General features: G+C 59.9%; 23 protein-coding genes. 11 read left to right on the top strand and 12 right to left on the bottom strand.

Annotation, left to right across the window (positions count from 1 at the left end; translation table 11 throughout):
- Window positions 1–28 precede the first annotated feature (28 nt).
- From purF to lrp, 7 genes are all read right to left on the bottom strand, one after another.
- Complete coding sequence (gene purF / locus BGO64_RS02855) at window positions 29–1549, bottom strand: amidophosphoribosyltransferase (RefSeq protein ID WP_010674523.1); 1521 nt, start codon at window positions 1547–1549, stop codon at window positions 29–31.
- A gap of 18 nt (window positions 1550–1567) precedes the next feature.
- Complete coding sequence (locus tag BGO64_RS02850; protein WP_010674522.1) at window positions 1568–2059, bottom strand: CvpA family protein; 492 nt, start codon at window positions 2057–2059, stop codon at window positions 1568–1570.
- A 175-nt stretch (window positions 2060–2234) separates the two neighbouring features.
- Window positions 2235–3530, bottom strand: a complete 1296-nt coding sequence (gene serS / locus BGO64_RS02845) for a serine--tRNA ligase (protein WP_039039009.1) — start codon at window positions 3528–3530, stop codon at window positions 2235–2237.
- A 280-nt stretch (window positions 3531–3810) separates the two neighbouring features.
- A complete protein-coding gene (locus BGO64_RS02840) occupies window positions 3811–5148 on the bottom strand; it encodes a replication-associated recombination protein A (RefSeq protein WP_041211365.1) in 1338 nt (445 codons plus the stop codon).
- A 67-nt stretch (window positions 5149–5215) separates the two neighbouring features.
- Entirely contained in the window at window positions 5216–5824 is a 609-nt protein-coding gene (lolA, locus tag BGO64_RS02835) for an outer membrane lipoprotein periplasmic chaperone LolA (protein WP_039039163.1), read from the bottom strand.
- A 77-nt stretch (window positions 5825–5901) separates the two neighbouring features.
- Window positions 5902–8406, bottom strand: coding sequence for a DNA translocase FtsK (locus tag BGO64_RS02830; protein ID WP_286700120.1), 2505 nt, complete (start codon window positions 8404–8406; stop codon window positions 5902–5904).
- A gap of 189 nt (window positions 8407–8595) precedes the next feature.
- Window positions 8596–9087: a leucine-responsive transcriptional regulator Lrp gene (gene lrp / locus BGO64_RS02825; protein ID WP_005300047.1), complete on the bottom strand. Its 492-nt coding sequence runs from the start codon at window positions 9085–9087 to the stop codon at window positions 8596–8598.
- 150 nt (window positions 9088–9237) lie between these two features.
- Here lrp and ald point away from each other — a divergent pair, with 150 nt between their 5' ends.
- From ald to BGO64_RS02810, 3 genes are all read left to right on the top strand, one after another.
- Window positions 9238–10353, top strand: coding sequence for an alanine dehydrogenase (gene ald, locus BGO64_RS02820; RefSeq protein ID WP_010674517.1), 1116 nt, complete (start codon window positions 9238–9240; stop codon window positions 10351–10353).
- A 183-nt stretch (window positions 10354–10536) separates the two neighbouring features.
- Window positions 10537–11487 carry a thioredoxin-disulfide reductase gene (gene trxB / locus BGO64_RS02815; protein WP_010674516.1) on the top strand — a complete coding sequence of 317 codons (951 nt, stop codon included), beginning with the start codon at window positions 10537–10539 and terminating at the stop codon, window positions 11485–11487.
- A gap of 58 nt (window positions 11488–11545) precedes the next feature.
- Window positions 11546–12787, top strand: coding sequence for a diguanylate cyclase (locus BGO64_RS02810; protein WP_029314438.1), 1242 nt, complete (start codon window positions 11546–11548; stop codon window positions 12785–12787).
- Window positions 12788–12870: 83 nt separating this feature from the next.
- On the opposite strand, the gene BGO64_RS02805 is transcribed toward BGO64_RS02810, so the two are convergent.
- Window positions 12871–13341, bottom strand: a complete 471-nt coding sequence (locus tag BGO64_RS02805; protein WP_042878043.1) for an outer membrane lipoprotein — start codon at window positions 13339–13341, stop codon at window positions 12871–12873.
- 17 nt (window positions 13342–13358) lie between these two features.
- Here BGO64_RS02805 and aat point away from each other — a divergent pair, with 17 nt between their 5' ends.
- The 3 genes from aat to infA all read left to right on the top strand — a co-directional run bounded on the left by aat (window position 13359) and on the right by infA (window position 15066).
- Window positions 13359–14066, top strand: coding sequence for a leucyl/phenylalanyl-tRNA--protein transferase (gene aat / locus BGO64_RS02800; RefSeq protein WP_286700119.1), 708 nt, complete (start codon window positions 13359–13361; stop codon window positions 14064–14066).
- Entirely contained in the window at window positions 14063–14779 is a 717-nt protein-coding gene (locus BGO64_RS02795; protein ID WP_045524744.1) for an arginyltransferase, read from the top strand. The genes aat and BGO64_RS02795 overlap by 4 nt, the downstream gene beginning before the upstream one ends.
- A 68-nt stretch (window positions 14780–14847) precedes the next feature.
- A complete protein-coding gene (gene infA / locus BGO64_RS02790) occupies window positions 14848–15066 on the top strand; it encodes a translation initiation factor IF-1 (protein ID WP_005300033.1) in 219 nt (72 codons plus the stop codon).
- Between the two features lie 69 nt (window positions 15067–15135).
- Here the strand turns inward: infA and clpA are convergent, their stop codons facing one another.
- The gene (gene clpA / locus BGO64_RS02785) at window positions 15136–17388 is read right to left on the bottom strand and encodes an ATP-dependent Clp protease ATP-binding subunit ClpA (protein WP_010674511.1); all 2253 of its coding nucleotides are present in this window, start codon (window positions 17386–17388) and stop codon (window positions 15136–15138) included.
- Between the two features lie 60 nt (window positions 17389–17448).
- A complete protein-coding gene (clpS, locus tag BGO64_RS02780; protein WP_005325410.1) occupies window positions 17449–17766 on the bottom strand; it encodes an ATP-dependent Clp protease adapter ClpS in 318 nt (105 codons plus the stop codon).
- Window positions 17767–17994: 228 nt separating this feature from the next.
- Between clpS and cspD the strand changes: the two genes are divergently transcribed.
- Entirely contained in the window at window positions 17995–18213 is a 219-nt protein-coding gene (cspD, locus tag BGO64_RS02775) for a cold shock-like protein CspD (protein WP_010674510.1), read from the top strand.
- Between the two features lie 116 nt (window positions 18214–18329).
- Here cspD and asd read toward each other — a convergent pair whose 3' ends face one another.
- Window positions 18330–19442: an aspartate-semialdehyde dehydrogenase gene (gene asd, locus BGO64_RS02770; RefSeq protein ID WP_286700118.1), complete on the bottom strand. Its 1113-nt coding sequence runs from the start codon at window positions 19440–19442 to the stop codon at window positions 18330–18332.
- A 340-nt stretch (window positions 19443–19782) separates the two neighbouring features.
- On the opposite strand from asd, the gene sugE reads away from it, so the two are divergent.
- Entirely contained in the window at window positions 19783–20097 is a 315-nt protein-coding gene (sugE, locus tag BGO64_RS02765) for a quaternary ammonium compound efflux SMR transporter SugE (RefSeq protein WP_041215293.1), read from the top strand.
- A 226-nt stretch (window positions 20098–20323) separates the two neighbouring features.
- On the opposite strand, the gene BGO64_RS02760 is transcribed toward sugE, so the two are convergent.
- Window positions 20324–21007 carry a B3/B4 domain-containing protein gene (locus tag BGO64_RS02760; protein WP_239053458.1) on the bottom strand — a complete coding sequence of 228 codons (684 nt, stop codon included), beginning with the start codon at window positions 21005–21007 and terminating at the stop codon, window positions 20324–20326.
- Between the two features lie 335 nt (window positions 21008–21342).
- Between BGO64_RS02760 and ycaO the strand changes: the two genes are divergently transcribed.
- From ycaO to pflB, 3 genes are all read left to right on the top strand, one after another.
- Window positions 21343–23103, top strand: coding sequence for a 30S ribosomal protein S12 methylthiotransferase accessory factor YcaO (ycaO, locus tag BGO64_RS02755; RefSeq protein WP_286700117.1), 1761 nt, complete (start codon window positions 21343–21345; stop codon window positions 23101–23103).
- 381 nt (window positions 23104–23484) lie between these two features.
- Window positions 23485–24333, top strand: a complete 849-nt coding sequence (focA, locus tag BGO64_RS02750; RefSeq protein WP_128345702.1) for a formate transporter FocA — start codon at window positions 23485–23487, stop codon at window positions 24331–24333.
- 41 nt (window positions 24334–24374) lie between these two features.
- Complete coding sequence (gene pflB / locus BGO64_RS02745; protein ID WP_010674504.1) at window positions 24375–26657, top strand: formate C-acetyltransferase; 2283 nt, start codon at window positions 24375–24377, stop codon at window positions 26655–26657.
- Window positions 26658–26864 lie beyond the last annotated feature (207 nt).

Below are 26864 nucleotides of genomic sequence, written 5' to 3'. Positions count from 1 at the left end.
GTTCATCACGCTGGCAATCTGAAAACGTTTAACTGCCTTCGTTGAAGATCTCGAGGTTGCTGGTCCCTTCCTGCCACTCGCGCACCGCCTTGTTGTCGTCGCTGCGCAGGGCATTGAGGTGGTCCAGATAACCCTGATCCACGTCGGAGGTCACATAGTGACCGTTGAAGACCGAGGTCTCGAAGTGGCGCAGCTCGGGGTTGATCTCCCGCACCGCCTCTTCCAGATCTTCCAGATCCTGGAAGATGAGGCCGTCGGCACCGATAAGCTTGCACACCTCTTCCACTTCACGGCCATGGGCAATGAGCTCGTTGGCGGTGGGCATGTCGATGCCGTAGACGTTGGGGAAGCGAATTTCCGGTGCGGCCGAGGCGAAGTAGACCTTGGCGGCCCCCGCTTCACGGGCCATCTGGATGATCTGCTCGGAGGTGGTGCCCCGCACGATGGAGTCGTCCACCAGCAACACCTTCTTGCCCTTGAATTCGGAGCTGATGGCGTTGAGCTTGCGGCGCACCGACTTCTTGCGCTGGGTCTGGCCCGGCATGATGAAGGTACGGCCGATGTAGCGGTTCTTCACGAAGCCCTGACGGTACGGCAGGCCCAGGGTGTGGGCGATTTCCAGCGCCACGTCGCAGGAGGTCTCGGGGATGGGGATGACCACGTCCACGTCGAGATCATCCCACTCCCGTGCGATCTTCTGGCCCAGCTTGCGACCCATGTTGAGGCGGGCGGCATAGACGGAGACCTTGTCGATGAAGGAGTCGGGGCGGGCGAAGTAGACGTATTCGAAGATGCAGGGGTTCATCTGCGGGTTCTCCGCACACTGCTCGGAGAAGAGCTGGCCCTGCTCGGTGATGTAGATGGCCTCGCCCGGGGCGACGTCACGCACCGTCTCGAAACCGATGGCATCGAGGGCCACGCTCTCGGAGGCGAGCATGTACTCCACCTGCCCCTGCTCGTCGACCCGGCGACCCAGGATCAGCGGGCGAATGCCGTTGGGGTCACGGAACCCGATGAGGCCGTGGCCGATCACCAGAGAGACCACGGCATAGGCGCCGCGGATCTGCTGGTGCACCTTGCGTACCGCCGAGAAGATATCTTCCGGGCGCAGCGCCATCTTGTCGCACAAGTCCAGCTCGTGGGCCAGCACGTTCAACAGCACTTCGGAGTCCGAGGTGGTGTTGATGTGGCGGCGGGCCACCTTGAACTGCTGCTCCTTGAGCTCCTTGGCATTGGTGAGGTTGCCGTTGTGGGCCAGCACCATGCCGTAGGGGGAGTTCACGTAAAACGGCTGCGCCTCTGCCGCACTGGAGCTGCCTGCGGTGGGATAACGGACGTGTCCGATGCCGATATTCCCTTTCAGGCGCTGCATGTGGCGCACTTCAAACACATCCTTCACCAGACCGTTGGCCTTGCGTTGCCGGAAGTTTCCACTGTCAATGGTCACGATCCCGGCGGCATCCTGTCCCCTGTGCTGCAACACCGTCAAGGCGTCGTAGAGGGCCTGATTGACGGGGGTGGTGCCAACTATACCGACAATACCGCACATGTCTTTGCTACCTCGAAGTCACTGTACCTGTTGAAGAAAACTGGACGAGTTCATCATGAACCCGAAAAACCACTGGATCACCGGCTTGAACTCCGGCACCAGCCTGGACGCCACCCACCAGTCGCTCTGGGAGAGGCTGGTGAAGGTATCCATGAAAAACAGCAGGGCGCTGACGATCAGCACCCCGCGAATGGCGCCAAAACAGACCCCGAGCACCCTGTCGGTGCCGGAAAGCCCGGTCTTTTCCACCAGCAGGCCCACCACGTAGTTCACCACGCTGCCGAGGATCAGGGTCGCCACGAACAGGGCGGCGATGGCCAGACCGTTGCGAACCATGGCATCGGAGAAAGAGGTGAAATAGACGGCGAGATCAGGATAGAAATGGCTGGCAATGAAAAAGGCGACGAACCAGGTGACCAGAGACATGGCCTCCTTGAGAAAGCCGCGCACCAGGCTGATGAGGGCGGAGAAACCGACGATGCCGATGATGGCGTAATCAATCCAGACCATAGAAAAAGATGTCCTGCGAAATTGCGGCGCAGTCTAACAAAAACGATTGCGCAATGCTTGATAAAATTGTGTTACAGGCCCGAAGGGAGCTATCCCTTCCCCTTGCGGCGGGTTTCCCGGGCCCAGAATGCACAACGCCATGGCATGCCATGGCGTTGTCGTCTGCAACGAGCGCTTACCCGATGTGGGTCAGGCCGCCCATGTAGGATTGCAGCGCAGCCGGGATGGCGATGCGGCCATCTGCCTGCTGGTAGTTCTCGAGCACGGCCACCAGGGTACGACCCACCGCCAGACCGGAACCATTCAGGGTGTGAATGAGCTGCGGTTTGCCGTCGATGCGCACGCGAGCCTGCATGCGGCGCGCCTGGAAGTCGGTGCAGTTGGAGACGGAGGAGATCTCGCGATAGGTGTTCTGGGCCGGCAGCCACACTTCCAGATCGTAGGTCTTGGCGGCGCAGAAGCCCATGTCACCGGTGGAAAGTGCCATCACGCGATACGGCAGCTCCAGCAACTGCAGCACCTTCTCGGCGTGACCCACCATCTCTTCCAGGGCATCCCAGGATTTTTCCGGGTGCACCAGTTGCACCATCTCGACCTTGTCGAACTGGTGCATGCGGATGAGGCCACGGGTATCACGACCGTAGGAGCCCGCTTCGGAGCGGAAGCAGGGGCTGTGGGCGGTCATCTTGATGGGCAGCTCCTGCTCGTCGAAGATCTCGTCACGGGCCATGTTGGTGAGCGGCACTTCGGAGGTCGGGATGAGGGAGAACTTGCGCACCTTGCCTTCGTCTTCCCCTTCCCCTTCGATGCCGGTATTGAAGAGGTCCTGGGAGAACTTGGGCAGCTGGCCGGTGCCGTACAGGCTGTCCGGGTTGACCAGATAGGGCACGTAGCACTCGGTGTAGCCGTGCTGCAGGGTGTGCAGGTCCAGCATGAACTGGGCCAGGGCGCGGTGCAGACGGGCAATCTGGCCCTTCATCACCACGAAACGGGCACCGGAGAGCTTGACGCCGTTCTTGAAGTCGACCCCCTTGGCCGCCTCACCCAGATCGATGTGATCGCGCACCGGGAAATCGAACTCACGCGGGGTACCCCAGCGGCGGACCTCCACGTTGTCGTTCTCGTCACGGCCCACCGGGGTGGTCTCGCTCGGCAGGTTGGGGATGGCGTCGGCGATCCCCTTGAGCTGGGCCAGCAGGGCCTCCAGCTCGACCTTGCTGGTCTCGAGCTCGTCGTTGATCTTGGTCACCTCGGCCTTGAGGGGGGCAACATCTTCACCACGACGGGCAGCCTCACCGATGGACTTGGAGCGGGCGTTGCGCTCGGCCTGCAGCTCCTGGGTGCGGGACTGCAGATCCTTGCGTTTCTCTTCCAGAACATTGACCGCCGCTACGTCCAGAACGTAGCCACGTGTCGCCAGACGAGCGGCAGCTTCGGTGATGTCGCTGCGCAGATATTTGGGATCCAGCATGGTTTACCTACTTTTTTTAATGGGATCTGGGCCCGGGTCATCGTGACCGGGTTGGGAAACAGATCCGGAAGTTAACATCGGTTGGCGCACCCCTTTGCCTTCGGAATCGGGCCTTCGAAATCAAGAAGATGGTGCAAGGCCAAGACAACCGGGGTCAGACGGGCAGTGTAGCAGACCGCCCCCCCGCCCGAACAGGGACTATTGCGCCCGTTTTTGCCGGGCCCCCCTCTCCTGATAGCCTTGCCGTGCGCGTTCCGGGCGAGGGGCTTGAAGGTCTTTCCTATCGCTTGCGCGGGCTCTGCTTGTCCAGCTCGTGCAGATAGTCGAGCTTCTGGGCTATCTGCTTCTCAAGCCCCCGCTCGGTGGGTTGATAGTACTGCTTGCCGGCAAGCTCCGGGGGGAAGTACTGCTCGCCGGCGGCATAGGCCCCCGGCTCGTCGTGGGCGTAGCGATACTCGGCGCCGTAGCCCAGCTCGCTCATGAGCTTGGTAGGGGCATTGCGAAGGTGCGGTGGCACCTCGAAGTCCGGCAGGTTCTTGGCGTCGTGAAGCGCCGCCTTCCAGGCGGTGTAGACCGCATTGCTCTTGGGGGCGCAGGCGAGGTAGACGATGGCCTGGGCGATGGCCCGCTCCCCTTCCGCCGGACCGATGCGATGGAAGCAGTCCCAGGCCGAGAGCGCCACCTGCATGGCACGGGGATCGGCGTTGCCCACGTCTTCCGAGGCAATGGCCAGCAAGCGGCGGGCGATGTAGAGGGGATCGCAGCCGGCGCTCACCATGCGGGCATACCAGTAGAGGGCCGCATCCGGTGCCGAGCCGCGAATGGACTTGTGCACCGCCGAGATGAGGTCGTAAAAGTGATCGCCGCCCTTGTCGAAACGGGCCACGTGCTCCCCCACCACGGCGGCGAGCAGGGTACTGTCGATCACCCGCGCCCCTGAGCTGTCGGCCTCGGCCATGTCGGCCAGGAGCTCCAGATAGTTCAGAGACTTGCGCCCGTCTCCGTCCACGGCTTTCGCCAGCGCCTCCTTGGCCCCGGGGGCAAAGCGCAGGCTAGGGTCATTGAGACCGCGCGGGTCCTGCATCGCCTGATCGATCATGGCGAGGATGTCCTGCTCCTCCAGCCTCTTGAGCAGATAGACCCGGGCCCGGGAGAGCAGCGCATTGTTGAGCTCGAACGAGGGGTTCTCGGTGGTGGCGCCGATGAAGGTGATGGTGCCGTCTTCGATGTGGGGCAGGAAGACATCCTGCTGGCTCTTGTTGAAGCGGTGGACTTCATCCACGAACAGGATGGTGCGCACCCCGCGCCAGCCGTTCTCCTTCGCCTTGTCGAGGGCCGCGCGGATCTCCTTGATGCCGGAGGTGACCGCCGAGAGCCGCTCCACCTCCGCCTGGCAGTAGTGGGCAACCAGTTCTGCCAGTGTGGTCTTGCCGGTGCCGGGGGGCCCCCAGAGGATCATGGAGTGGCAGTGCCCCGCCAGGATCGCTTTTCGCAGGGGCTTGTCCGGCCCCAGGATATGCTGCTGGCCGATGTACTGCTCGAGGGTTTGCGGCCGCATCCGGGCCGCAAGCGGACGAAAGTCCGAGGAGAAATCCAGGGATAAATTGCTCATCTGCATTGACCTTGCATCTGATCGGTCATAAACAACACCCGGTCAGACGATAACGCCGGTAACGGCTGGCTCATCAGCGCTGGTCGTCCAACTCGACCCCCTTCGGGATCTTGAAGACAAATTCGTTGCCCTTGAGCACCGGCTTGCGGTTGAAGCTGCTCAGGGTGAACTCGCTCCACTGGCCCTGGGCCTCTTTCACGTCGAAGCGACTGATGTTGTTCTGACGGTCGAAGGTGATGCGAAAGGAGGCGATCAACTCGTCCTTGTTGCGGCTGGTGACGGTGTAGACATCCCCTTCCTGGGTCACGTCATAGTTCTTCCAGAGGCTGTTGTCGTTGCCCGCGATGAGCACGAAGGGGGTGTTGAGCACCGCATCCTTCATCTTGAGGGCGGTGACCTGCTCAACGAAGGGATCGTACACCCACACATCCTTGCCATCGGCCACGATCAAACTCTCGTCCGGGGAGGTAGTGTGCCAGTTGAAGCGGTTGGGTCGCTGTACCAGCAGGGAACCGCTCGCCTTTTGCAGCTCCTTGCCCTTGCTGTCATAGACGGTCTGGGCAAACGTCGCGGAGAAGACATTGACGGAGGAGAGCTTCTCCTTGAGATCGCTGGCCGCATCGGCCCACACCTGGCTGCTGGCAACCAGCAGAATGGAACCCATCAACAGTTGTTTTTTCATCAGGCTCTTCATAGGGAGGTTCTCGATAAAAGGCCACGCCCGCAAAGGGCATGGCCAGAATGATACAGGAGTTAGGCTTAGTCACGAACCGGCGGCGGGGCCAGCACGTCGCGCTGGCCGTTGCCGCCCGGGGCGCTGACGATGCCCTGGTTTTCCATCTGCTCGATGAGACGGGCCGCCCGGTTGTAACCGATCTTGAACTTGCGCTGGACGCTGGAGGTGGAGCCACGGCGGGATTCCACCACGAAGGCCACCGCCTCGTCGAACAGGGGATCGAGCTCTTCATCGCCGCCCCCGCCGAAGTCGCCACCGCCGCCCTCGCCGTCCGACTCGCCGGAGAGGATCTCGTCGATGTAATCCGGCTCGCCACGCAGTTTCCAGTCCGCCACCACCTTGTGTACCTCGTGGTCATCGACGAAGGCACCGTGGACACGGGTGGGGTTGGAGGTGCCGGCAGGCATGTAGAGCATGTCACCCATGCCGAGCAGGGATTCGGCGCCCCCCTGGTCCAGGATGGTGCGCGAATCGATCTTGCTCGACACCTGGAAGGAGATACGGGTCGGGATGTTGGCCTTGATGAGGCCGGTAATGACATCCACTGACGGACGCTGGGTCGCGAGGATAAGGTGAATACCGGCCGCCCGTGCCTTCTGGGCGATACGGGCGATAAGCTCCTCCACCTTCTTGCCGACGATCATCATCATGTCGGCGAACTCGTCCACCACCACCACGATGTGGGGCAGTTTTTCCAGCTCCGGCGGCATCTGATCCATGGAGTCACCCGGACGCCACAGGGGGTCGACCAGGGGATCCCCCGCCTCGATGGCGGCCAGCACCTTGTCGTTGTACCCCTTGAGGTTGCGCACCCCGACCGCGGACATCAGCTTGTAACGACGCTCCATCTCGCCTACGCACCAGCGCAGGGCGTTGGCGGCATCCTTCATGTCGGTGACCACCTCGGTCAGCAGATGCGGAATGCCTTCATAGACCGAGAGCTCCAGCATCTTGGGGTCGATCATGATGAAGCGCAGATCCTCGGGGGAGGATTTGTAGAGCATGGAGATGATCATGGTGTTCACCCCCACCGACTTGCCCGAGCCCGTGGTACCGGCCACCAGCAGGTGGGGCATCTTGGCGAGGTTCACCACCACGGGTTCCCCCGCGATATCCTGACCCAGCCCCATGGTGAGCGGATTGCGGCTGGCCGCGAACGCCTCGCAGTCGAGGGTTTCCCGCAGGTAGACGGTCTGGCGTACCCGGTTGGGCAGCTCGATCCCGACGAACGTCTTGCCCGGGATCACTTCCACCACCCGCACGCTGCTGGCCGACAGAGAACGGGCGAGATCCCGGGAAAGATTGGTGATCTTGCTCGCCTTCATGCCCGGCGCCAGGTCCAGCTCGAAGCGGGTAATGACGGGACCGGGATAGACGCCCACCACCTTGGCCTGCACGTTGTAATCGGCGAGCTTCGCCTCCACCAGCCGGCCCATGCGCTCCAGCTCGTCCTTGCTCATCATCTGGGTCTTGGCGGGCGGCCTGTCCAGCAGATCGATGCTCGGCAAAGGGGCCAGACCGGGCTGGGGACGGCGCTTGGCTTTCACCGGAGCAGCGGTAACGGGAGCATCGGGTTCGTCATCCCCCTCCGCCCAGGGCAAGTCGAGGTCATCTTCTTCCTGGCGCACGGCGGGACGCGGACGGCCATTGGCCACGCGCTTGCCCTTGGCGGCAGGCGCCGGAGCCTCGTCCTCTTCGTCGTCAAACTGCGGATCGAACTGGAAGGTGTCTTCGTCAAGCTCCGGCAGCCATTCGTCAGCTTTTGTCTTTTGAGCGCGATTCTTCGCCTTGGGGTTGCGTGTCCAGCTGCTGTGGGGGTCTTCGTCATCCTCTTCCTGATCGAAGCTACCCACGCCCCCTTCCAGCAGGGGATCCGGCCCCTCATAGCGGGGCTGGCGCCAGCCACCGGTGAGCCAGCGGCCCAGTGTGGTGGGGAAATGGTAGATGGCGCTGACGGAGCCGGTGCAGGCGGCACCGATGCGCTCGACAATGGTGAGCCAGGACCAGCCGGTAAAGAGGGTGATGCCGGTCGCCACGAAGCAGAGCAGCATCAGGTTGGCCCCCACGCCGCCAAACAGCGGCACCACGGCGGAGGCGATCACATCCCCCACCAGGCCGCCGGCGGAAAAGTTCTGCAAGTCGTTGAAGTTCATGCTGGCGATGGCGGACATGCCAAGCACCGTCAGCACGAAGCCGATGATCCGTACCGACAGGGTGAGGTAATCCACTTCCAGCAGCTTGCTCGGGCGCCAGAACAGGCTCCAGCCAAGCAGCACTACCAGGGGGGGCACCAGATAGGAGAAGGCCCCGAAGGTAAACATGGTGATGTCGGCGAGCCAGGCACCGGCGCTGCCCGCGAGGTTTTTCACCTCCCCTTGCCAGGAGGTTTGCGACCAACCGGGATCGGCGGGATGGTAGGTCAGCAGGGCAAGCAAAAGATAGGCAGCCATCAGGGTGATGGCGATCAAGACGGCCTCGAAGATCCGTTGTGTACCTGATAAAGGAGTAAACAGCTTTTTATCGGCCAAACTCCGGCTCCTTTGTGAAAACATGAATGCGGGGATAGGGGGCCTAGTATCCCTGAAAAGCCCACCGATTGTCAGCCAGTGCCTGAGGGCGGGCCTGAAACTCTCTATAAGAAGAAACGAGCGGACCGGCCGCTCGTTTCTGACTATCGTGACTCGTCATGGAACTTGCAAGTCACAGCACAACCCCGCTTATCGGGTGCTGATCACCAGACGACTGCTCTGTTTGACCTCTTCCATCACCACGTAGGTGCGGGTGTCGTTCACGCCCGGCAGACGCAGCAGGGTTTCACCCAGCAGGCGGCGGTAAGCGGACATGTCGCTGACGCGGGTCTTGAGCAGATAGTCGAAATCACCGGACACCAGATGGCACTCCTGGATCTCTTCGAGCACCTGAACAGCCTTGTTGAACTGCTCGAACACATCGGGGGCGCCACGATTGAGGGTAATTTCCACGAACACCAGCAGAGACGCGTCCAGATAATGAGGGTTCAGAATGGCGGCATATCCTTCGATATACCCTTGTCGCTCGAGGCGACGAACCCGTTCCAGACACGGTGTGGGACTCAGGCCAACTCGTTTGGACAACTCAACGTTCGAAATCCTGCCATCCTTTTGCAGTTCATTCAGAATGTTGCGGTCAATCCTGTCCAAATCCTTTAGCCGACTCTTAGCTTCCATCATTTAATTCCATCCTTTGGCTATTTTTTGGTAAGAATCACCAGTCATTTTATAATAATGGTCACAAATCCTGTCAATACCTGAATATACTAGGCGCAAATGTCGCTTAACATCTAGGCAACATAAACCACCAATCGATAGACGAGGGATAGCATGATTATCGGTGTACCTAAGGAAATAAAAAACCATGAATATCGCGTAGGCATGGTTCCGGCCAGTGTACGTGAACTGACAGCACGAAACCATACTGTTTTCGTCCAAAGCGGCGCAGGAAATGGCATTGGGTTCAGTGACGCAGATTATCTGGCTGCCGGAGCCGAGATCCTGGCCTCCGCTGCCGAAGTTTTCGCCAAGGCGGAGATGATCGTCAAGGTCAAGGAACCCCAGGCAGTGGAACGGGCCATGCTGCGTCCCGGCCAGACCCTCTTTACCTATCTGCATCTGGCGCCGGACCTGGCCCAGACCCAGGATCTCATCGACAGTGGTGCCGTCTGCATCGCCTATGAAACCGTCACAGACGGTCGTGGCGGTCTGCCCCTGCTGGCCCCCATGTCGGAAGTGGCCGGACGCATGTCTATTCAGGCCGGTGCCCAGGCACTGGAGAAATCCCGTGGCGGCAGCGGCGTACTGCTCGGTGGTGTGCCCGGTGTGGAACCGGCCAAGGTGGTGATCATCGGTGGTGGTGTGGTGGGCTCCAACGCAGCCCGCATGGCCGTCGGCCTGCGTGCCGACGTCACCATCCTCGACAACAACGTCGATACCCTGCGCCGTCTCGACAGCGAGTTCCAAGGGGCTGCCAAGGTGGTCTACTCCAACCGCGAGACCCTGGAGCGCCATCTGCTGGCGGCGGACCTGGTCATCGGCGGCGTGCTGGTGCCTGGCGCCACTGCGCCAAAACTTGTCAGCCGTGACCACATTGCTCGCATGAAACCCGGTGCGGCCATCGTGGACGTGGCCATCGATCAGGGCGGCTGTGTCGAGACCTCCCATGCCACCACCCATGAAGATCCCACCTTCATCGTCGACGAAGTGGTGCACTACTGCGTGGCCAACATGCCGGGTGCCGTGGCGCGGACCTCCACCGTGGCCCTGAACAACGCCACCCTCCCCTTCATCATCAAGCTGGCCGAACAGGGCTATCGCAACGCTCTGCTCGCCGATCCCCACCTGTTGCACGGCCTGAACGTGATGGCGGGCAAAATCACCTGCAAGGAGGTTGCCGTGGCCCACAACCTGGCTTACACGGATCCCCTGACCCTGCTGAACTGATCGCGTCCCTGCAAAGGGAGGTAGATGAGTGAAAATCCGCCCGCGATGGGCGGTTTTTTTATGCCTGCCATCCCCGGCTCACCCCTCTTGTTGGCGATTGCCCCAATCGATGCGCTGGCCTTTGACCACGGATCACGAATTACCTACAATCGCGCAAACTCATCACGTCTCGGAAATCACATCATGAGCCAAGTCACTCACAGCAAACTGCTGATCCTGGGATCCGGTCCGGCAGGTTACACTGCGGCCGTCTATGCCGCTCGCGCCAACCTCAATCCCCTGCTCATCACCGGCATGCAGCAAGGTGGTCAGCTGACCACCACCACCGAAGTGGAAAACTGGCCAGGGGACGCGGAAGGGCTGACCGGCCCGGCCCTGATGGAGCGCATGAAAGAGCATGCAGAGAAGTTCGATACCCGCATCCTCTTTGATCACATCAATGAAGTGACGCTGACCGAGCGTCCCTTCCGCCTCAAGGGCGACAACGGGGAATACACCTGCGATGCGCTGATCCTCGCCACCGGCGCCTCCGCCAAATACCTGGGTCTGCCCTCCGAAGAGGCCTTCAAGGGCCGCGGCGTCTCCGCCTGCGCCACCTGTGACGGCTTCTTCTACCGCAATCAGGAAGTCGCCGTGGTCGGCGGCGGCAACACCGCCGTGGAAGAGGCACTCTATCTGGCCAACATCGCCAAGAAGGTGCACCTCATCCATCGCCGCGACGAGTTCCGCGCCGAGAAGATCCTGATCAAGCGCCTCAACGACAAGGTCGAGAGCGGCAATATCGTCCTGCACACCCATCAGACCCTGGACGAAGTACTGGGTGACGACATGGGCGTCACCGGTGTGCGCCTGCGCAGCACCCGGGATGACACCACCTCCGAGCTGCCGCTGATGGGGGTCTTCATCGCCATCGGTCACCAGCCCAACACCCAGATCTTCGAAGGGCAGCTGGCGATGGAAAACGGCTATCTGAAAGTGCGTGGCGGACTGGAAGGGTTCGCAACCCAGACCAGTATCCCGGGCGTGTTCGCCGCTGGCGACGTGGCCGACCACGTCTACCGCCAGGCGATCACCTCCGCAGGAACCGGCTGCATGGCCGCCCTCGATGCAGAGCGATATCTGGACGCACAATAATCGGAAGGATATAAAGGGCATGCCAGTTGGCATGCCCTTTTTTATTGCAAGGAGCAGGATGAAACGAAAAATAATGATAGTGGAAGACAGCCTGACGGTACGCCGCATGCTGACCCAGGCCATTGCGCAGCAGACAGGGCTGGAAATCGACGCCTTCGACACCCTTGAAGGGGCTCGCGATTGCCATGGGGAAGATTATGTGGTCGCCCTGGTGGATCTCACCCTGCCGGACGCCCCCGGCGGAGAGGCTGTCAATGTGCTGAGGGAGCGTGGGCTGCCGGTGGTGATCCTGACGGCCGACATCAGCGAAGAGAAGCGGGAAGCCTGGCTGGAGGCCGGGGTGCTGGACTACGTGATGAAGGATTCACGTCACTCCCTGCAATATGCCGTCGGTCTGGTGCACCGCCTCTACCTCAACCAGGCCATCGAAGTCTTGGTGGTCGACGATTCACGCACCTCCCGTCACCGTACCGCGGCCCAGTTGCGCAAGCAGTTGTTGCAGGTGCACGAGGCCAATTCAGCCCGCGATGCGCTGGCGCAGCTCGAGCAGCACCCCGCCATTCGCCTGATGCTGGTGGACTACTACATGCCGGAGATCGATGGCATCAGCCTGGTGCGAATGCTGCGCGAGCGCTACAGCAAGCAGCAGCTCGCCATCATCGGCATCTCGGTATCGGACAAACACGGCCTCTCGGCACGCTACCTCAAGCAAGGGGCGAATGATTTTCTCAATCAGCCCTTTGAACCCGAGGAGCTGCAGTGCCGGGTCAGCCACAACCTGGAGGCCCTTGAGCAGTTCAACAACATCCAGGAATCGGCCAACCGAGACTACCTGACCGGACTTTACAACAGACGCTACTGGTTCAACGAGGGTCAAAAGTGGTTCGAGGAGCATCAGCGCCATCAGGCGCAGCTCTCCCTGTGCGTGCTCGATGTGGATCACTTCAAGCAGGTCAATGATCACTGGGGGCATGCCATCGGCGATCAGCTGCTCTGTCATCTGGCCAGGCTGCTCACCCAGTTCTTCCCGGATGCCATGATAGCCCGATTCGGTGGTGAAGAATTTGCCCTGATGGTGCCCCACTGCCCCGTTCCCGTGCTGCTCAAGCGACTGGAAGGGCTTCGTCTGCAAATGCGCCAGCAACCGCTGTCGCGGGAGATATCGCTCTTTGTACGCGCCAGTTTCGGCGTCATCAATGTCGGGCGGCTCTCCATGGACGAGGCGCTGAGCGAAGCAGATCGCCAGTTGTATCAGGCAAAGAATACCGGGCGAGACAAGATAGTCTGTCAGGACGTCTGAGCAAGCATCAGCAGAGGCACTCCGTGTAGTACCGCCCGGCGCCCCTTATGTGGCGGCCGCCGGGTCAATCCCTTCTTCTCCGTTCAATAGGTCTTGTCGACCCGCACCCCATCACTGAAATAGAGGATGCGCACCTTGTCGCCCTGCGCAAAGACCATGGCCGGATCGTAATCCTGGATCACGTTGATGAGCCCGTTCTGCTCGTTGCGGATCAGCAGCTCCACCAGCTTGTTCTCCACCACGCTGCCCCCTGACTGAAACTGCTGCACCGCCGCCGCTCCCGCCAGCGCCCCGACCGCAGTGGCAATCTCCCGCCCGTGCCCACCGCCAAACTGGTTGCCGAGCAGCCCGCCAAGCACGGCACCTCCCAGGGTTTTCCAGCCGGAATGCTCTGATTCCACCATCTGGTGCTGGGTGATGTTGCGCACCGCATCCACCTGGCCGAAGACCACCTGCTCCACCGGACGCGCCGTGTTGCGTTCATACACCGCACTCCAGGCCGGCGCCGTGACAAAGCCAAGCAAGCTGGATACTATCAGGATAATGGCCTTCATCTATGAACCTCTGCCTTATGTCTCGCTATCTTACCGAACTGGATGATGAGCTGTGCTGGTTTCCCTCCCCCAGCCATGCGCTGGAAGAGCCCAACGGGCTGCTCGCGATTGGGGGAGATCTCTCCCCCGCTCGATTGCTGGCAGCTTACCACAGCGGGATCTTTCCGTGGAATGAACCCCATCAGCCACTGCTGTGGTGGTCACCGGATCCCAGGGGAGTCATCGTGCCCGAGGAACTCCACATCGGCCGCAGCCTGCAGAAGTGTTTGCGCCGCACCCCCTTCGAGATTTACATCAATCGCGCCTTTGATGACGTCATTGCAGCCTGCGCCGCGCCTCGTCGCACCGCCAGCGGCACCTGGATAAGTGCCCCCATGATCAATGCCTATCGGCGCCTTCATCGCCTCGGTCATGCCCACTCCATCGAGGTCTGGCAGGATGATCAGTTGCAGGCAGGTCTCTATGGTCTCTCCCTGGGCAGACTCTTTTGTGGTGAATCCATGTTCAGCCGCATCGACAATGGCGCCAAACTGGCCATGGTGGCCCTCTGTCGCCACTTTGCAGGGCACGGCGGTGCCCTCATCGACTGCCAGATGCAAAACGACTTTCTGGCCACGCTGGGCGTTCAGGAGTGGCCAAGGCAGCGCTTTCTGACCACCCTGGCCACCCTGACCCGGCAACCGTTGCAAGAGGGATGCTGGCAACCGAGGAGAATCAGCCTATGAGTGAAGAAGTGATCCTCAAGGTCGGGCTGACCCCCAGGCACCCGTGCAGCTACCTCGGTCACGAGCAGGAGCAGTTGCTGGTCCTGATGGACCATGAACTGCTCAACGCCGCCGGGTACGAACGGCTGCTGACGGCAGGATTCCGGCGCAGTGGCAACGACATCTATCGTCCTCACTGTCCCGCCTGCAGCGCCTGCCAATCCTTGCGCATACACAGTGAACGCTTCATCCCGAGCCGTGGGCAGAAGCGCATCCGCCAGTTGAACCGGGATCTCGAGCTCGTGCTGAGCTATGACGACAAGCCCGAGTATTACCAGCTCTATGAACGCTATATCCGTGAGCGTCATCGGGATGGCAGCATGTATCCACCGAGCCGGACCCAATACAAGGGGTTCCTGCACTGTGACTGGATGCCCCCCCTCTATCTGGAGATGCGCAAGGAGGGACGCCTCATCGGCGTGGCCACCACGGACCTGCTTCCCCACTCTCTGAGCGCCATGTACACCTTCTTCGACCCCGACTATGCCGACCGGTCGCTCGGCACCTTCGCCATCCTGAGCCAGTTGGAACTGGCCAGACGGACCGGTCGTCAGTGGCTCTATCTGGGGTATCTGGTGGAGGAGTGCCGCAAGATGAATTACAAGCGCCAATACCTGCCCCATGAGCTGCTGGTACAGGGCGAATGGAAAAAAATCGACACCAAGCCCGAGTAAACTTTACACATAGCCTTAAATCCGGCATGATCCAGCGGTTTTTTGTTGTGGCTTATCAAGAGGATTCAATGGCTAAAGAAGACAGTATTGAGATGCAGGGTACCATTCTCGAAACCTTGCCCAATACCATGTTCCGTGTGGAACTGGAAAATGGTCACGTGGTTATCGCTCATATTTCCGGCAAGATGCGCAAAAACTACATCCGTATCCTGACTGGGGACAAAGTAACGGTGGCTCTGACTCCGTACGATCTCTCCAAGGGACGTATTGTTTTCCGCTCTCGCTAAGCCAGGAATTCAGCAAAAAACCCCAGCCTCTCGGTTGGGGTTTTTTGTCATTTCCGGCCTTGCTCACAGTCAGTGAGAGACAGCTTCAACGTTGACCTGAAAATCAAAGCTGAGGCTGTTGTTCACCAGCTCGACCTTCACAATGCCGCCATCGACCAGGGAACCGAACAGGATCTCGTTGGCCAGGGGCTTCTTGAGGTGCTCCTGAATGACCCGGCCCATGGGTCTTGCCCCCATTGCCCTGTCATACCCTTTCTCTGCCAACCAGTGGCGCGCCTCTTCAGACACCTCCAGTGAAACGCCCTTGGCATCCAGCTGAACCTGCAGCTCGACGATGAACTTGTCAACCACCTGATGGATCACTCCCATGTCGAGATGGTTGAACCAGATGGTGTGATCGAGCCGGTTGCGGAACTCCGGACTGAACGTCTTGTTGATCACCGCCATGGCATCGTGGCTCATGTCCTGCTGCTGGAAGCCGATGGACTTGCGCTGGGTTTCCTGAACCCCTGCGTTGGTGGTCATCACCAGGATCACATTGCGAAAATCTGCCTTGCGCCCGTTGTTGTCCGTCAGGGTACCGTTGTCCATCACCTGCAGCAGCAGGTTGAAGACATCCGGGTGCGCCTTCTCGATCTCGTCAAGCAGCACGACGGAGTGCGGATGCTTGAGGACGGAGTCGGTCAACAGCCCTCCCTGCTCGAATCCCACGTAACCGGGAGGAGCCCCGATCAACCGGGACACGGTATGGCGTTCCATGTATTCCGACATGTCAAATCGCAATACCTCGACCCCGAGCGCCTTGCCCAGTTGCTGGGTCACTTCGGTCTTGCCCACCCCGGTCGGGCCGGCAAACAGGAAGCAGCCCACAGGTCGGCGTTCGTTGCCAAGCCCTGAACGTGACAACCGAATGGCATCGGTCAGCACCTCGATGGCCTTGTCCTGCCCGAACACCACCATCTTGAGATTACGCTCCAGGTTCTTCAGCACTTCCTTGTCGGAGGAGGAGACAGATTTCTCGGGAATACGGGCAATCTTGGCAACAATGGCTTCGATTTCCGGCACATTGATCACCTTCTTGCGCTTGCTGACGGGCAAGAGGCGTTGCCCTGCCCCCGCTTCGTCGATGACGTCGATGGCCTTGTCAGGCAGATGGCGATCATTGATGTACTTGGCGGAGAGCTCCACCGCCGCCCGGATCGCCTTGACGGTGTAACGCACGCCATGGTGAGACTCATAACGGCTCTTGAGTCCCATCAGAATGCGAGTGGTGTCGTCTACTGTGGGTTCGACGATGTCGATCTTCTGGAAGCGGCGAGCAAGGGCCCTGTCCTTCTCGAAGATCTGGGCATATTCCTGGTAGGTGGTGGAGCCCACGCAGCGCAGCAGACCATTGGAGAGCAGCGGCTTGATGAGGTTGGCCGCATCCAGCTGGCCACCGGAAGCCGCACCAGCGCCAATGATGGTGTGGATCTCGTCGATGAAGAGGATGGCCCCCTCCTGACGTTCGATCTGCTTGAGCAGCACCTTGAGGCGCTTCTCGAAGTCACCTCGATACTTGGTGCCCGCCAGCAGGGAGCCCATGTCCAGGGAGTAGATGGTGCTACCCGCAATCACCTCGGGCACATCCCCCTTGACGATACGGTAGGCAAGCCCTTCGGCGATGGCGGTCTTGCCCACCCCGGCTTCCCCGACCAGCAAGGGGTTGTTCTTGCGACGGCGGCACAATACCTGAATGGTGCGATTGAGCTCCTGATCACGGCCGATGAGCGGGTCGATACGCCCCTCCAGCACCAGCTGGTTGAGGTTGGTGGCAAAGCTTTCTATCTGGGCAGAGGATACCTCGTCATCAGATTCCGCATTGTTGCCACCACTCTCGGGCTTGTTGTCCTTGCGCACCCCGTGGGACAGGAAGTTCACCACATCCAGGCGGCTTATTTCGGCTTTTTTCAGGAAGTAGGCGGCCTGGGACTCTTGTTCGCTGAAGATGGCGACCAGGACATTGGCACCGCTCACCTCGGTATTACCCGACGACTGGACATGGAAGACGGCACGTTGCAGCACGCGCTGGAAGCCCAGCGTCGGCTGGGTTTCCCTGTCTTCGTCGTCACGGGGGATGAGCGGGGTCGTTTGATTGATGAAGGCGCGGATCTCTTTGCGCATCTGTTCCACATCCGCACCACATGAACTCAGCGCCTCATGGGCTGAGCTGTTATCCAGCAGGGCCAACAACAGGTGCTCGACGGTCATGAATTCGTGGCGCTCGTCACGGGCCAGTTTGAAAGCCTCGTTCAGCGTCTTTTCTAGATCTTTGTTCAACATAGGCACCTCCCCTCAGTACAGCAACAATGCGGTGTCGTTATCGCCATCAAGTCATCAGATTCAAGCCTTTTCCATGGTACATAGCAGTGGATGTTCGTTGTTACGTGAATAGGTGTTGACCTGGACCACTTTGGTCTCGGCAATCTCGGCGGTAAATGTGCCGCAGACTCCCTTACCACTATAATGCACGCTCAGCATCACCTGAGTGGCCTTCTCCAGATCCATACCAAAGAACCTTTGCAGCACCTCCACCACGAACTCCATCGGTGTGTAGTCGTCGTTGTTCAGGACGACCTTGTACATGGGTGGCGGTTGCAGCTTCGTTTTCTCTGCTTCTGCAATCTCTTCATTAGCAAAGAGTTCTTTCTGCTTGCTCATAGTTGCGCTTTGGTACCTCTAGATTACTACCGTGTCGCTCAAGATTGTCAATAGACTTGTTAACCAGATCACATCGGTTGTTAACAACTTCTTGACTCGCTTAAAAGTTGGACTAGATTGGTTACTTGCTAATCGGCGCCCGTCTGCTACGGGGTCATGCCCTAGTTATATAAGGCTGGCGCAGGTTACTCAACGACTTCAGGGTAATCAATAAAAGGATGTAGATGTATGGCAACCGGAACAGTCAAGTGGTTCAACAACGCAAAAGGATTTGGGTTTATCTGTCCGGAAGGCGGTGGTGAAGACATCTTCGCTCACTACTCCACGATTCAAATGGAAGGTTACAAGACCTTGAAAGCAGGTCAGGCAGTCAACTTTGAACTGCAGCAGGGGCCGAAAGGAAATCATGCCTCTGTCATCGTGCCAAACGAAGCACAGAACATCTAAGAGTCAAACTGGATAAATTAAAAAGCGGCATCCCAAGGGATGCCGCTTTTTTATGGACAGGCACGAAGAGGGGAACAAGAAAGGCCAGGCCTTCCTTGTTCCCTGCTGCCGCTACCTCAGCGGGCCAGCAGGATGTTGAGCATGCGGCGCAGCGGCTCGGCGGCGCCCCACAGCAGCTGGTCACCCACAGTAAAGGCGGCCAGGTACTCCGGACCCATATTGAGCTTGCGCAGACGACCCACCGGGATGCTGAGGGTGCCAGTAACGGCAGCCGGGGTCAGCTCGCGGGCGGTGATGTCGCGATCGTTGGGGATCACCTTGACCCAGTCGTTGTGGGCGGCCAGCAGGGCTTCGATCTCGGCCAAGGGAACATCTTTTTTCAGCTTGATGGTGAAGGCCTGGCTGTGGCAGCGCAGGGCACCGATACGCACGCACAGACCATCCACCGGAATGGCGGCGTTTTCGATGCCCAGGATCTTGTTGGTCTCGGCCTGACCCTTCCACTCTTCGCGGCTCTGGCCGTTGTCGAGCTTGGTGTCGATCCAGGGGATGAGGCCACCGGCCAGCGGCACGCCGAAATTGTCCACCGGCAGGGTGCCGGAGCGGGTCTTCTCGGTGATCTTGCGCTCGATGTCGAGGATGGCGGAGGCGGGATCCGCCAGCTCCACCGCCACTTCATCCCGCAGCATGCCCATCTGGGTGACCAGCTCGCGCATGTGGCGGGCACCACCACCGGAGGCCGCCTGATAGGTGGCCACGCTCACCCACTCCACCAGATCGGCCTTGAACAGGCCACCCAGGGCCAGCAGCATCAGGCTGACGGTGCAGTTGCCGCCAACGAAGGTCTTGATGCCGTCGTTCAGGGCATCTTCAATGACGTCGCCGTTGACCGGATCCAGGATGATGACAGCGTCCTTCTCCATGCGCAGGGAGGAGGCAGCATCAATCCAGTAGCCCTGCCAGCCGGCGGCTTTCAGGCGCGGATAGACATCCTTGGTGTAGTCGCCGCCCTGGGCGGTGATGATGACGTCCTGTGCGGCCAGCGCCTCGAGATCGAAAGCGTCCTGCAGGGTGCCGGCATCGACGCCAAAATTGGGGGCGGCCTCACCGGCCTGGGAGGTGGTGAAGAAGGTGGGTTGAATACGGGCAAAATCCTTCTCTTCCTGCATCCGGCTCATCAAGACCGAACCCACCATGCCACGCCAACCGACCAAACCTACTTTTTTCATAATGTCCTACCCTGGATAGCTGCTTATAGAAATCGTGTGTGGTACCCGTGACCCCCTGCCTTGGCGCCAGCCGTTTACAAGGGATTCACAATATATGAGTTGCAAAAAATGCGTCTGTTCACATTACGGATTGTGGCGGCGGGCGCAAGTCGAATTGCGCAATATTCTGTGCCATTCGCTGCAATATCCATCGGCCTGGCCGACCTGCGGGCAGCCGGTTGGCATCCTGCTTCCAGTTGGGGCATCATTGAGACCGACCGGCAGCCCCGCTGCCCCTCGGGGACGGCCCCGAGGCCTCCTGATACGCAGGGACGACCCTGCTTCCTGCGGAATCTGCCTTATGTCCTGGTTGCTCCTGCTGTTGGCCGGCCTGTTCGAGGTCGCCTGGGCCATCGGCCTCAAATACACCGACGGTTTCAGCCGTCCCCTCCCCACCCTGCTGACCCTGATCGCCATGGCCGTGAGCGTGCTGCTGCTCGCCATGGCGGTCAAACAGCTGCCCCTTGGCACCGCCTATGCGGTCTGGACCGGCATCGGCGCGGTCGGCACCGTGCTGATGGGGATCTGGCTGTTCAACGAACCGGCCACCCTGGCCCGGGTGCTCTGCCTGCTGCTCATCATCGTCGGCATTCTGGGGTTGAAGTTCATCGGTTAGGCGCGCTGAAAGGGCCGGGTACACCGGCCCCGACGTGGCAAGCTCCAGGGGGCGATGTCGGCCCGGCATGTTGCTGTGTTCCTCTGCTTGCTGATGTGTTCGCAGGCGGTGGGGAAAGGCGGGTGGCACAGACGTGGCATGGCGCGTGATGGCGAGCAAGATCCGCCCCATGACCGCCCGGGCGAGCATGGGGCGCCTCCTTTTATCTTTTCGTCTGCTCCTTCAATCACTCCACCAGCGTCTGCTCGATGCGGGCCCCAGGCATCATCTGCGTAAGACCGGCAATCAGCCTGTCGCCGGCCTCCCACAAGGCTGTGCGCGGCATCGGCGGCAGACACTCCAGAATGAACCACATCCGGGGGGAAGAGAGGCTCAGGCGAGTGCGGATCCCCTGGCGCCAGTTCCAGCGGCGACAGGTGACGCCGAGATCGTCCCGCCACACCACCTCTCCGGGAGCCGGTGCCTCCTGGGTTGGCAGCCCTTCTTTGAGGGTGTCAAAGCATTCGCTGCCATCGGCAATCACCAGGCGCGGCGTCCCCACATAGGCCGCCAGATCCTCCCCGCCCACGGGAATGGCATACTCGATGCTGATGGCGTTGTAGAGATCGACAACGGGATCGATGGCAGGCAAGACGCCATCGCGCAGCACCCGCTTGCGCAGTGCCTGGGCCGAGCAGGGCGTGCGGGCAGGCTTGGCGCCAAACCCCTTGAACACCTGATCCCAGGCGGCCAGATGTTCAAGGGCCCAGGGAGCCTCGTCGGTGCCAAGGGCCGCACATGCCCGGGCCAGGGCCCGCTCCCCCACCAGAGTGTCAATCACGGGGGCGGCTTCCACCACGATGCTGAGGGCACAAAAGCCCGGCGCCAACCTGGCTATCTCGGGGTCTATACGGGGGATCATCGGGAACATTCAGCACTCCTGGTCAAGGTTCATCAAGACGGGGCGGCGGAACGGGCACGGGCGTTCCCCTCTTTTCCTTCCCCCGCCAACGGTTGACGCCATGATGAAGGGCACAGGGTCATAATAAAATTTACTTTATCTTAATTATGTTAAGTAAAACTGATGACCCAACCCTCTTTCCCATGAAAAATCGCCGCCCCGCAGCGCACCGCCCGGCCCCACTGCCACACCCCGCCCATCCAATGCAGACCTGGGCAAGCCCACACCATTGCCCTGGCCGCTTTCCCCGTCACTCATGCTATTATCTGCGTCCAAACATGAGCCCATAAAATCAGGACATTGTGATGACCGACCACACTTTTATTCCCGGCAAGGACGCAGCGCTGGAAGACTCCATCGAACGCTTCCAGACCAAGCTGCAAGCCCTGGGGTTTGATATCGAAGAGGCCTCCTGGCTCAACCCCGTGCCCAACGTCTGGTCCGTGCACATCCGGGACAAGGAGTGCGCCCTCTGCTTCACCAACGGCAAAGGTGCCAGCAAGAAGGCGGCGCTCGCCTCCGCCCTTGGCGAGTATTTCGAGCGTCTCTCCACCAACTACTTCTTCGCCGACTTCTACCTGGGCGAGCAGGTCGCCAATGGCGACTTCGTCCACTACCCGAACGAGAAGTGGTTCCCCATCGAGGGGGATCAGCTGCCCGCCGGTCTGCTCGACTCCTTCACCCGCAAGTTCTACAACCCGGACGGTGAAGTGACCGCCGACATGCTGGTGGACCTGCAATCCGGCAACGAGGAGCGCGGCATCGTCGCCCTGCCCTTCGAGCGCCAGTCCGACCACCAGACCGTCTATATCCCGATGAACATCGTCGGCAACCTGTATGTTTCCAACGGCATGAGCGCCGGCAACACCCGCACCGAGGCCCGCGCCCAGGGGCTGTCGGAGGTGTTCGAGCGCCACGTGAAGAACAAGATCATCGCCGAGGCCATCAGCCTGCCCCAGATCCCGGGCGAGGTCATCGCCCGTTACCCCGGCATCAAGGCGTCCATCGATGCACTGGAGGCCGAAGGCTTCCCCATCTACAGCTTCGATGCCTCCCTCGGCGGCCGTTATCCGGTCATCTGCGTGGTGCTGCTCAACCCGAGCAACGGCACCTGCTTTGCCTCCTTCGGCGCCCACCCGCGCTTCGAGGTCGCCTTCGAGCGCACCGTCACCGAACTGCTGCAAGGGCGCAGCCTCAAGGATCTGGACGTCTTCGTGCCGCCGTCGTTTGACAACGAGCAGGTGGCGGATCACCACAACCTGGAGACCCACTTCATCGACTCCTCCGGCCTCATCAGCTGGGATCTGTTCAAGGAAGAGTCCGACTTCGAGTTTGCCGACTGGGACTTCCGTGGCACCTCGCAAGAGGAGTTCGACCACCTGATCGGCATCTTCCACGAGCTGGAGCAGCCGGTCTACATCGCCGACTACGAGCACCTGGGTGTCTACGCCTGCCGTATCCTGGTGCCCGGCATGTCCGACATCTATCCGGTGGAAGATCTGCTGCTGGCCAATAACACCATGGGGGCCCACCTGCGGGAGACCATCCTGGCGCTGCCGGCGCTCGAGTGGGACGCAGAGCAGTACATGGCCCTGTTCGACCAGCTGGATGAAGAGGGTCACGACGAGCGGACCCGGGTGCGCGAGCTGCTCGGCATCGCCGCCGCCAAGGGCACTGCCCTGCACACCCTGCGCGTCGGTGAGCTCAAAGCCATGCTGGCGCTGGCCGCAGGCGACCTGGAGAGCGCCCTCGACCTCATCGACTGGACCATGGAGTTCAACCAGTCGGTGTTCCCGGCGGATCGCGCCGCTTACTACCGCGCCCTGCGCGCCTGCGTCGAGCTCTTCCTGGACGAGGAACGCGACCCCGAGCAGTACCGCCCGGTGTTCGCCCGCATGTTCGGGGAAGAGACCCTGGCGCAGGCGTGGGCCAACGCCCGCGGCGAGGCGCGCTTCCACGGTCTGGAAGCCGCCGATCTCTCCCTCTCCCAGTTCCCGCTGCACCAGAAACTGCTGGCCGCTTACGAGAAATTGCAAAAAGCCAAACGAATCCATACCTGGAACTGATATGCTAGTGTGACGAAGGGGCCTTATGGCCCCTTCTGTTTTATGGTCTACGCTTTGGCTGGCCGTGCCACAAAGATGAAATAAAAGACAAAAAATACCTCTTAGGGGGTTGTTAATTTGGCACTCATGGTGCAGTGCGGCCGCACAGGTGCCTGGCCGGTACTTTTTTCAGGGTGTCCTTTATAAGTTCTTAAAAATCATAAAATTAATAACAGACTCATTTCTGTTTCACCTGAAACCTGGTGTAAAGAAACGCTTCCGGATGGCGAAAAATCCTGTAGTAAAATTACATTCACAATCTGTAATTCTTGATCGGAGTCAATTTTGGGGATCAGCCCCTTTGTTATGATTTCCACAGGCAAAATATGCAGGTACTGAGAATTGAAAGCAGAATCTCCCTTTGATTGTCTGAAGCCCGAAGCCATCGCCGCCCTGGCCGAAGACATTACCTATGCCAAGGCCACCAAGCCCGCATACAAGGTCATTCCCCTGGCCATCACCGCTGGCGCCTTCATCGCCATCGCCTTCGTCTTCTATATCACCGTCACCACGGGCTCAAGCGGCATGGCCTGGGGCATGTCCAAGCTGGTGGGCGGCATCTGCTTCTCCCTCGGTCTCATCCTCTGCGTCCTGCTCGGCGCCGAACTGTTCACCTCCACTACCCTCACCCTGGTAGCCAAGGCGGCGAATCGCATCAGCTGGGCCCAGCTGCTCAAGAACTGGGGACTGGTCTACTTCGGCAACCTCATCGGCGGTCTCATCATCGTCGGCCTCATCATCATGTCGGCACAATACACGGCAGCGGATGGCCAGTGGGGTCTGAACGCCATGAAAGTGGCCCAGCACAAGATCCATCACACCTTCTTCGAGGCCGTGGCCCTTGGCATCCTCTGCAACCTCATGGTGTGTCTCGCCGTGTGGATGGCCTTCGGCGCCCGCAGCGCCACCGACAAGGTGATGGTGATGCTGCTCCCCGTCGCCATGTTCGTGGCCTCCGGTTTTGAGCACAGCATCGCAAACATGTTTATGATCCCGGTCGGTATCGCCATCCACAGCGTCGCGAGCCCGGAATTCTGGCAGGCCATCGGCCAGGATCCGGCGACCTTTGCCGACCTGACCGTGTCCAACTTCGTCCTGCACAACCTCATCCCTGTCACCATCGGTAATATCATTGGTGGTGGCGTCATGGTTGGGCTGACTTACTGGTTTATCTTCCGTCGCCATCATTAAGGATGGCGGCAGACACATAAATACCTTGAGAGGTAATGAAAATGGCAGAACTTAACGAACAGTTCCAAAAAGCATGGGAAGGCTTCGCAGCCGGTGAATGGCAGACCTCTGTCAACACCCGTGACTTCATCCAGAAGAACTACACCCCGTATGAAGGTGACGAGTCCTTCCTGGCTGGCGCGACCGAAGCCACCACCAAGCTGTGGGACAAGGTCATGGAAGGCATCAAGATCGAGAACCGCACTCACGCGCCGGTCGATTTTGATACCGACCTGCCCTCCACCATTACCGCTCACGATGCCGGCTATATCGACCAGAGCCTGGAGCAAATCGTTGGTCTGCAGACCGACAAGCCGCTCAAGCGCGCCATCATCGCCAACGGCGGTATCAAGATGGTCAAGACCTCTTGCGAAGTGTACGGTCGCCAGCTTGACCCCATGGTCGAGAAGATCTTCACCGAGTACCGCAAGACTCACAACCAGGGCGTGTTCGACGTCTACACCAAAGACATCCTGAACTGCCGCAAGTCCGGCGTCATCACCGGTCTGCCGGATGCCTACGGCCGTGGCCGTATCATCGGTGACTACCGCCGTGTTGCCCTGTACGGTATCGACTTCCTGATGGCCGACAAACTGGCTCAGTTCAAGTCCCTGCAGGCTGACCTGGAAAACGGTGTCAACCTGGAAGCCACCATCCGTCTGCGCGAAGAGATCTCCGAGCAGCACCGTGCCCTGGCCCAGATGAAGGTGATGGCTGCCAAATATGGCTGCGACATCTCCGTACCGGCCAAGACCGCCAAAGAAGCCGTACAGTGGACCTACTTCGCCTACCTCGCGGCGGTCAAGTCCCAGAACGGCGCGGCCATGTCCTTCGGTCGTACCTCCAGCTTCCTGGACATCTACATCGAGCGTGACCTGCAAAAGGGTCTGATCACCGAGCAAGAAGCCCAGGAGCTGATGGACCACATGGTCATGAAGCTGCGTATGGTTCGCTTCCTGCGTACCCCGGAATACGATTCACTGTTCTCCGGCGACCCGATGTGGGCCACCGAGACCCTGGCTGGTATGGGCGTTGATGGCCGTACCCTGGTCACCAAGAACAGCTTCCGTATGCTGAACACCCTGTACACCATGGGCCCGTCCCCTGAGCCGAACCTGACCATCCTGTGGTCCGAGAAGCTGCCGGTCGGTTTCAAGAAGTACTGCGCCAAGGTATCCATCGAGACCTCTTCCGTTCAGTACGAGAACGACGACCTGATGCGTCCGGACTTCAACAACGATGACTACGCCATCGCTTGCTGTGTGTCCCCGATGATCGTCGGCAAACAGATGCAGTTCTTCGGTGCCCGTGCCAACCTGGCCAAGACCATGCTGTATGCAATCAACGGCGGTATGGACGAGAAGCTCAAGATCCAGGTCGGTCCTAAGACCGAAATGGTCACCTCCGAGTACCTCGACTACAACGACGTGATGGACAGACTGGATCACTTCATGGACTGGCTGGCCAAGCAGTATGTCGCCGCCCTGAACATCATCCACTACATGCACGACAAGTACAGCTACGAAGCCTCCTTGATGGCGCTGCACGACCGTGACGTCTATCGCACCATGGCCTGTGGTATCGCCGGTCTGTCCGTAGCCGCTGACTCCCTGTCTGCCATCAAGTACGCCAAGGTCAAGCCGGTACGTGATGCCGATGGCGTCTCCATCGACTTCGAAATCGAAGGCGAGTACCCGCAGTTCGGCAACAACGACGCTCGCGTCGATGACATCGCCTGCGACCTGGTCGAGCGCTTCATGAAGAAGATCCAGAAGCTCAACACCTACCGCGGTGCCGTGGCTACCCAGTCCGTGCTGACCATCACCTCCAACGTGGTGTACGGCAAGAAGACCGGTAACACCCCGGATGGTCGTCGCGCCGGTGCGCCGTTCGGCCCGGGTGCCAACCCGATGCACGGTCGTGATCAGAAGGGTGCCGTTGCTTCCCTGACGTCCGTTGCCAAGCTGCCGTTCGCCTACGCCAAAGATGGTATCTCCTATACCTTCTCCATCGTGCCGAACGCGCTGGGTAAAGACATGGAAGCCCAGAAAGCCAACCTGGCCGGCCTGATGGATGGTTACTTCCACCACGAAGCCAACCTGGAAGGTGGTCAGCACCTGAACGTCAACGTAATGAACCGTGAAATGCTGCTGGACGCCATGGAAAACCCGGAGAAATATCCGCAGTTGACCATCCGCGTATCCGGTTATGCCGTTCGCTTCAACTCCTTGACCAAGGAGCAACAGCAAGACGTCATCACCCGTACCTTCACCGCTTCTCTGTAATAGAGTCTCGGAGAACAAAAACCGGCGCCCAGGCGCCGGTTTTTTTATGGCCGTTAGCCGGTGTGCAAGCCGCTTCCTACCTCACAGGCCCTCAGACTCACAGGCTCTGAGCCGCAGGCTCGGCCAGACGTTTGAATCGCCCCGGCTTCTCTAGACACTTTCGAGCCTCTCGAAATATTGCTTCTCACACTCTACTGGCGATAGCCC

The organism is Aeromonas sp. 62-46 (assembly GCF_001898585.1).
In the GTDB taxonomy this organism is placed as follows: domain Bacteria; phylum Pseudomonadota; class Gammaproteobacteria; order Enterobacterales; family Aeromonadaceae; genus Aeromonas; species Aeromonas caviae.
Note: the sequence above shows the minus strand (reverse complement) of the source record. Positions and strands in the feature narration are given on the sequence as shown.

Excerpts from the sequence above, each read along its gene's own strand:
- ald (WP_010674517.1), top strand. The coding sequence starts at position 9,238 with ATGATTATCGGTGTACCTAAGGAAATAAAAAACCATGAATATCGCGTA.
- infA (WP_005300033.1), top strand. The coding sequence starts at position 14,848 with ATGGCTAAAGAAGACAGTATTGAGATGCAGGGTACCATTCTCGAAACC.
- clpS (WP_005325410.1), bottom strand. The coding sequence starts at position 17,766 with ATGAGCAAGCAGAAAGAACTCTTTGCTAATGAAGAGATTGCAGAAGCA.
- sugE (WP_041215293.1), top strand. The coding sequence starts at position 19,783 with ATGTCCTGGTTGCTCCTGCTGTTGGCCGGCCTGTTCGAGGTCGCCTGG.
- lolA (WP_039039163.1), bottom strand. The coding sequence starts at position 5,824 with ATGAAAAAACAACTGTTGATGGGTTCCATTCTGCTGGTTGCCAGCAGC.
- cspD (WP_010674510.1), top strand. The coding sequence starts at position 17,995 with ATGGCAACCGGAACAGTCAAGTGGTTCAACAACGCAAAAGGATTTGGG.
- lrp (WP_005300047.1), bottom strand. The coding sequence starts at position 9,087 with ATGATGGAAGCTAAGAGTCGGCTAAAGGATTTGGACAGGATTGACCGC.
- BGO64_RS02850 (WP_010674522.1), bottom strand. The coding sequence starts at position 2,059 with ATGGTCTGGATTGATTACGCCATCATCGGCATCGTCGGTTTCTCCGCC.
- trxB (WP_010674516.1), top strand. The coding sequence starts at position 10,537 with ATGAGCCAAGTCACTCACAGCAAACTGCTGATCCTGGGATCCGGTCCG.
- asd (WP_286700118.1), bottom strand. The coding sequence starts at position 19,442 with ATGAAAAAAGTAGGTTTGGTCGGTTGGCGTGGCATGGTGGGTTCGGTC.
- BGO64_RS02810 (WP_029314438.1), top strand. The coding sequence starts at position 11,546 with ATGAAACGAAAAATAATGATAGTGGAAGACAGCCTGACGGTACGCCGC.
- serS (WP_039039009.1), bottom strand. The coding sequence starts at position 3,530 with ATGCTGGATCCCAAATATCTGCGCAGCGACATCACCGAAGCTGCCGCT.
- BGO64_RS02805 (WP_042878043.1), bottom strand. The coding sequence starts at position 13,341 with ATGAAGGCCATTATCCTGATAGTATCCAGCTTGCTTGGCTTTGTCACG.
- BGO64_RS02840 (WP_041211365.1), bottom strand. The coding sequence starts at position 5,148 with ATGCAGATGAGCAATTTATCCCTGGATTTCTCCTCGGACTTTCGTCCG.
- BGO64_RS02760 (WP_239053458.1), bottom strand. The coding sequence starts at position 21,007 with ATGTTCCCGATGATCCCCCGTATAGACCCCGAGATAGCCAGGTTGGCG.
- aat (WP_286700119.1), top strand. The coding sequence starts at position 13,359 with ATGTCTCGCTATCTTACCGAACTGGATGATGAGCTGTGCTGGTTTCCC.
- purF (WP_010674523.1), bottom strand. The coding sequence starts at position 1,549 with ATGTGCGGTATTGTCGGTATAGTTGGCACCACCCCCGTCAATCAGGCC.
- clpA (WP_010674511.1), bottom strand. The coding sequence starts at position 17,388 with ATGTTGAACAAAGATCTAGAAAAGACGCTGAACGAGGCTTTCAAACTG.
- pflB (WP_010674504.1), top strand. The coding sequence starts at position 24,375 with ATGGCAGAACTTAACGAACAGTTCCAAAAAGCATGGGAAGGCTTCGCA.
- BGO64_RS02795 (WP_045524744.1), top strand. The coding sequence starts at position 14,063 with ATGAGTGAAGAAGTGATCCTCAAGGTCGGGCTGACCCCCAGGCACCCG.
- ycaO (WP_286700117.1), top strand. The coding sequence starts at position 21,343 with ATGACCGACCACACTTTTATTCCCGGCAAGGACGCAGCGCTGGAAGAC.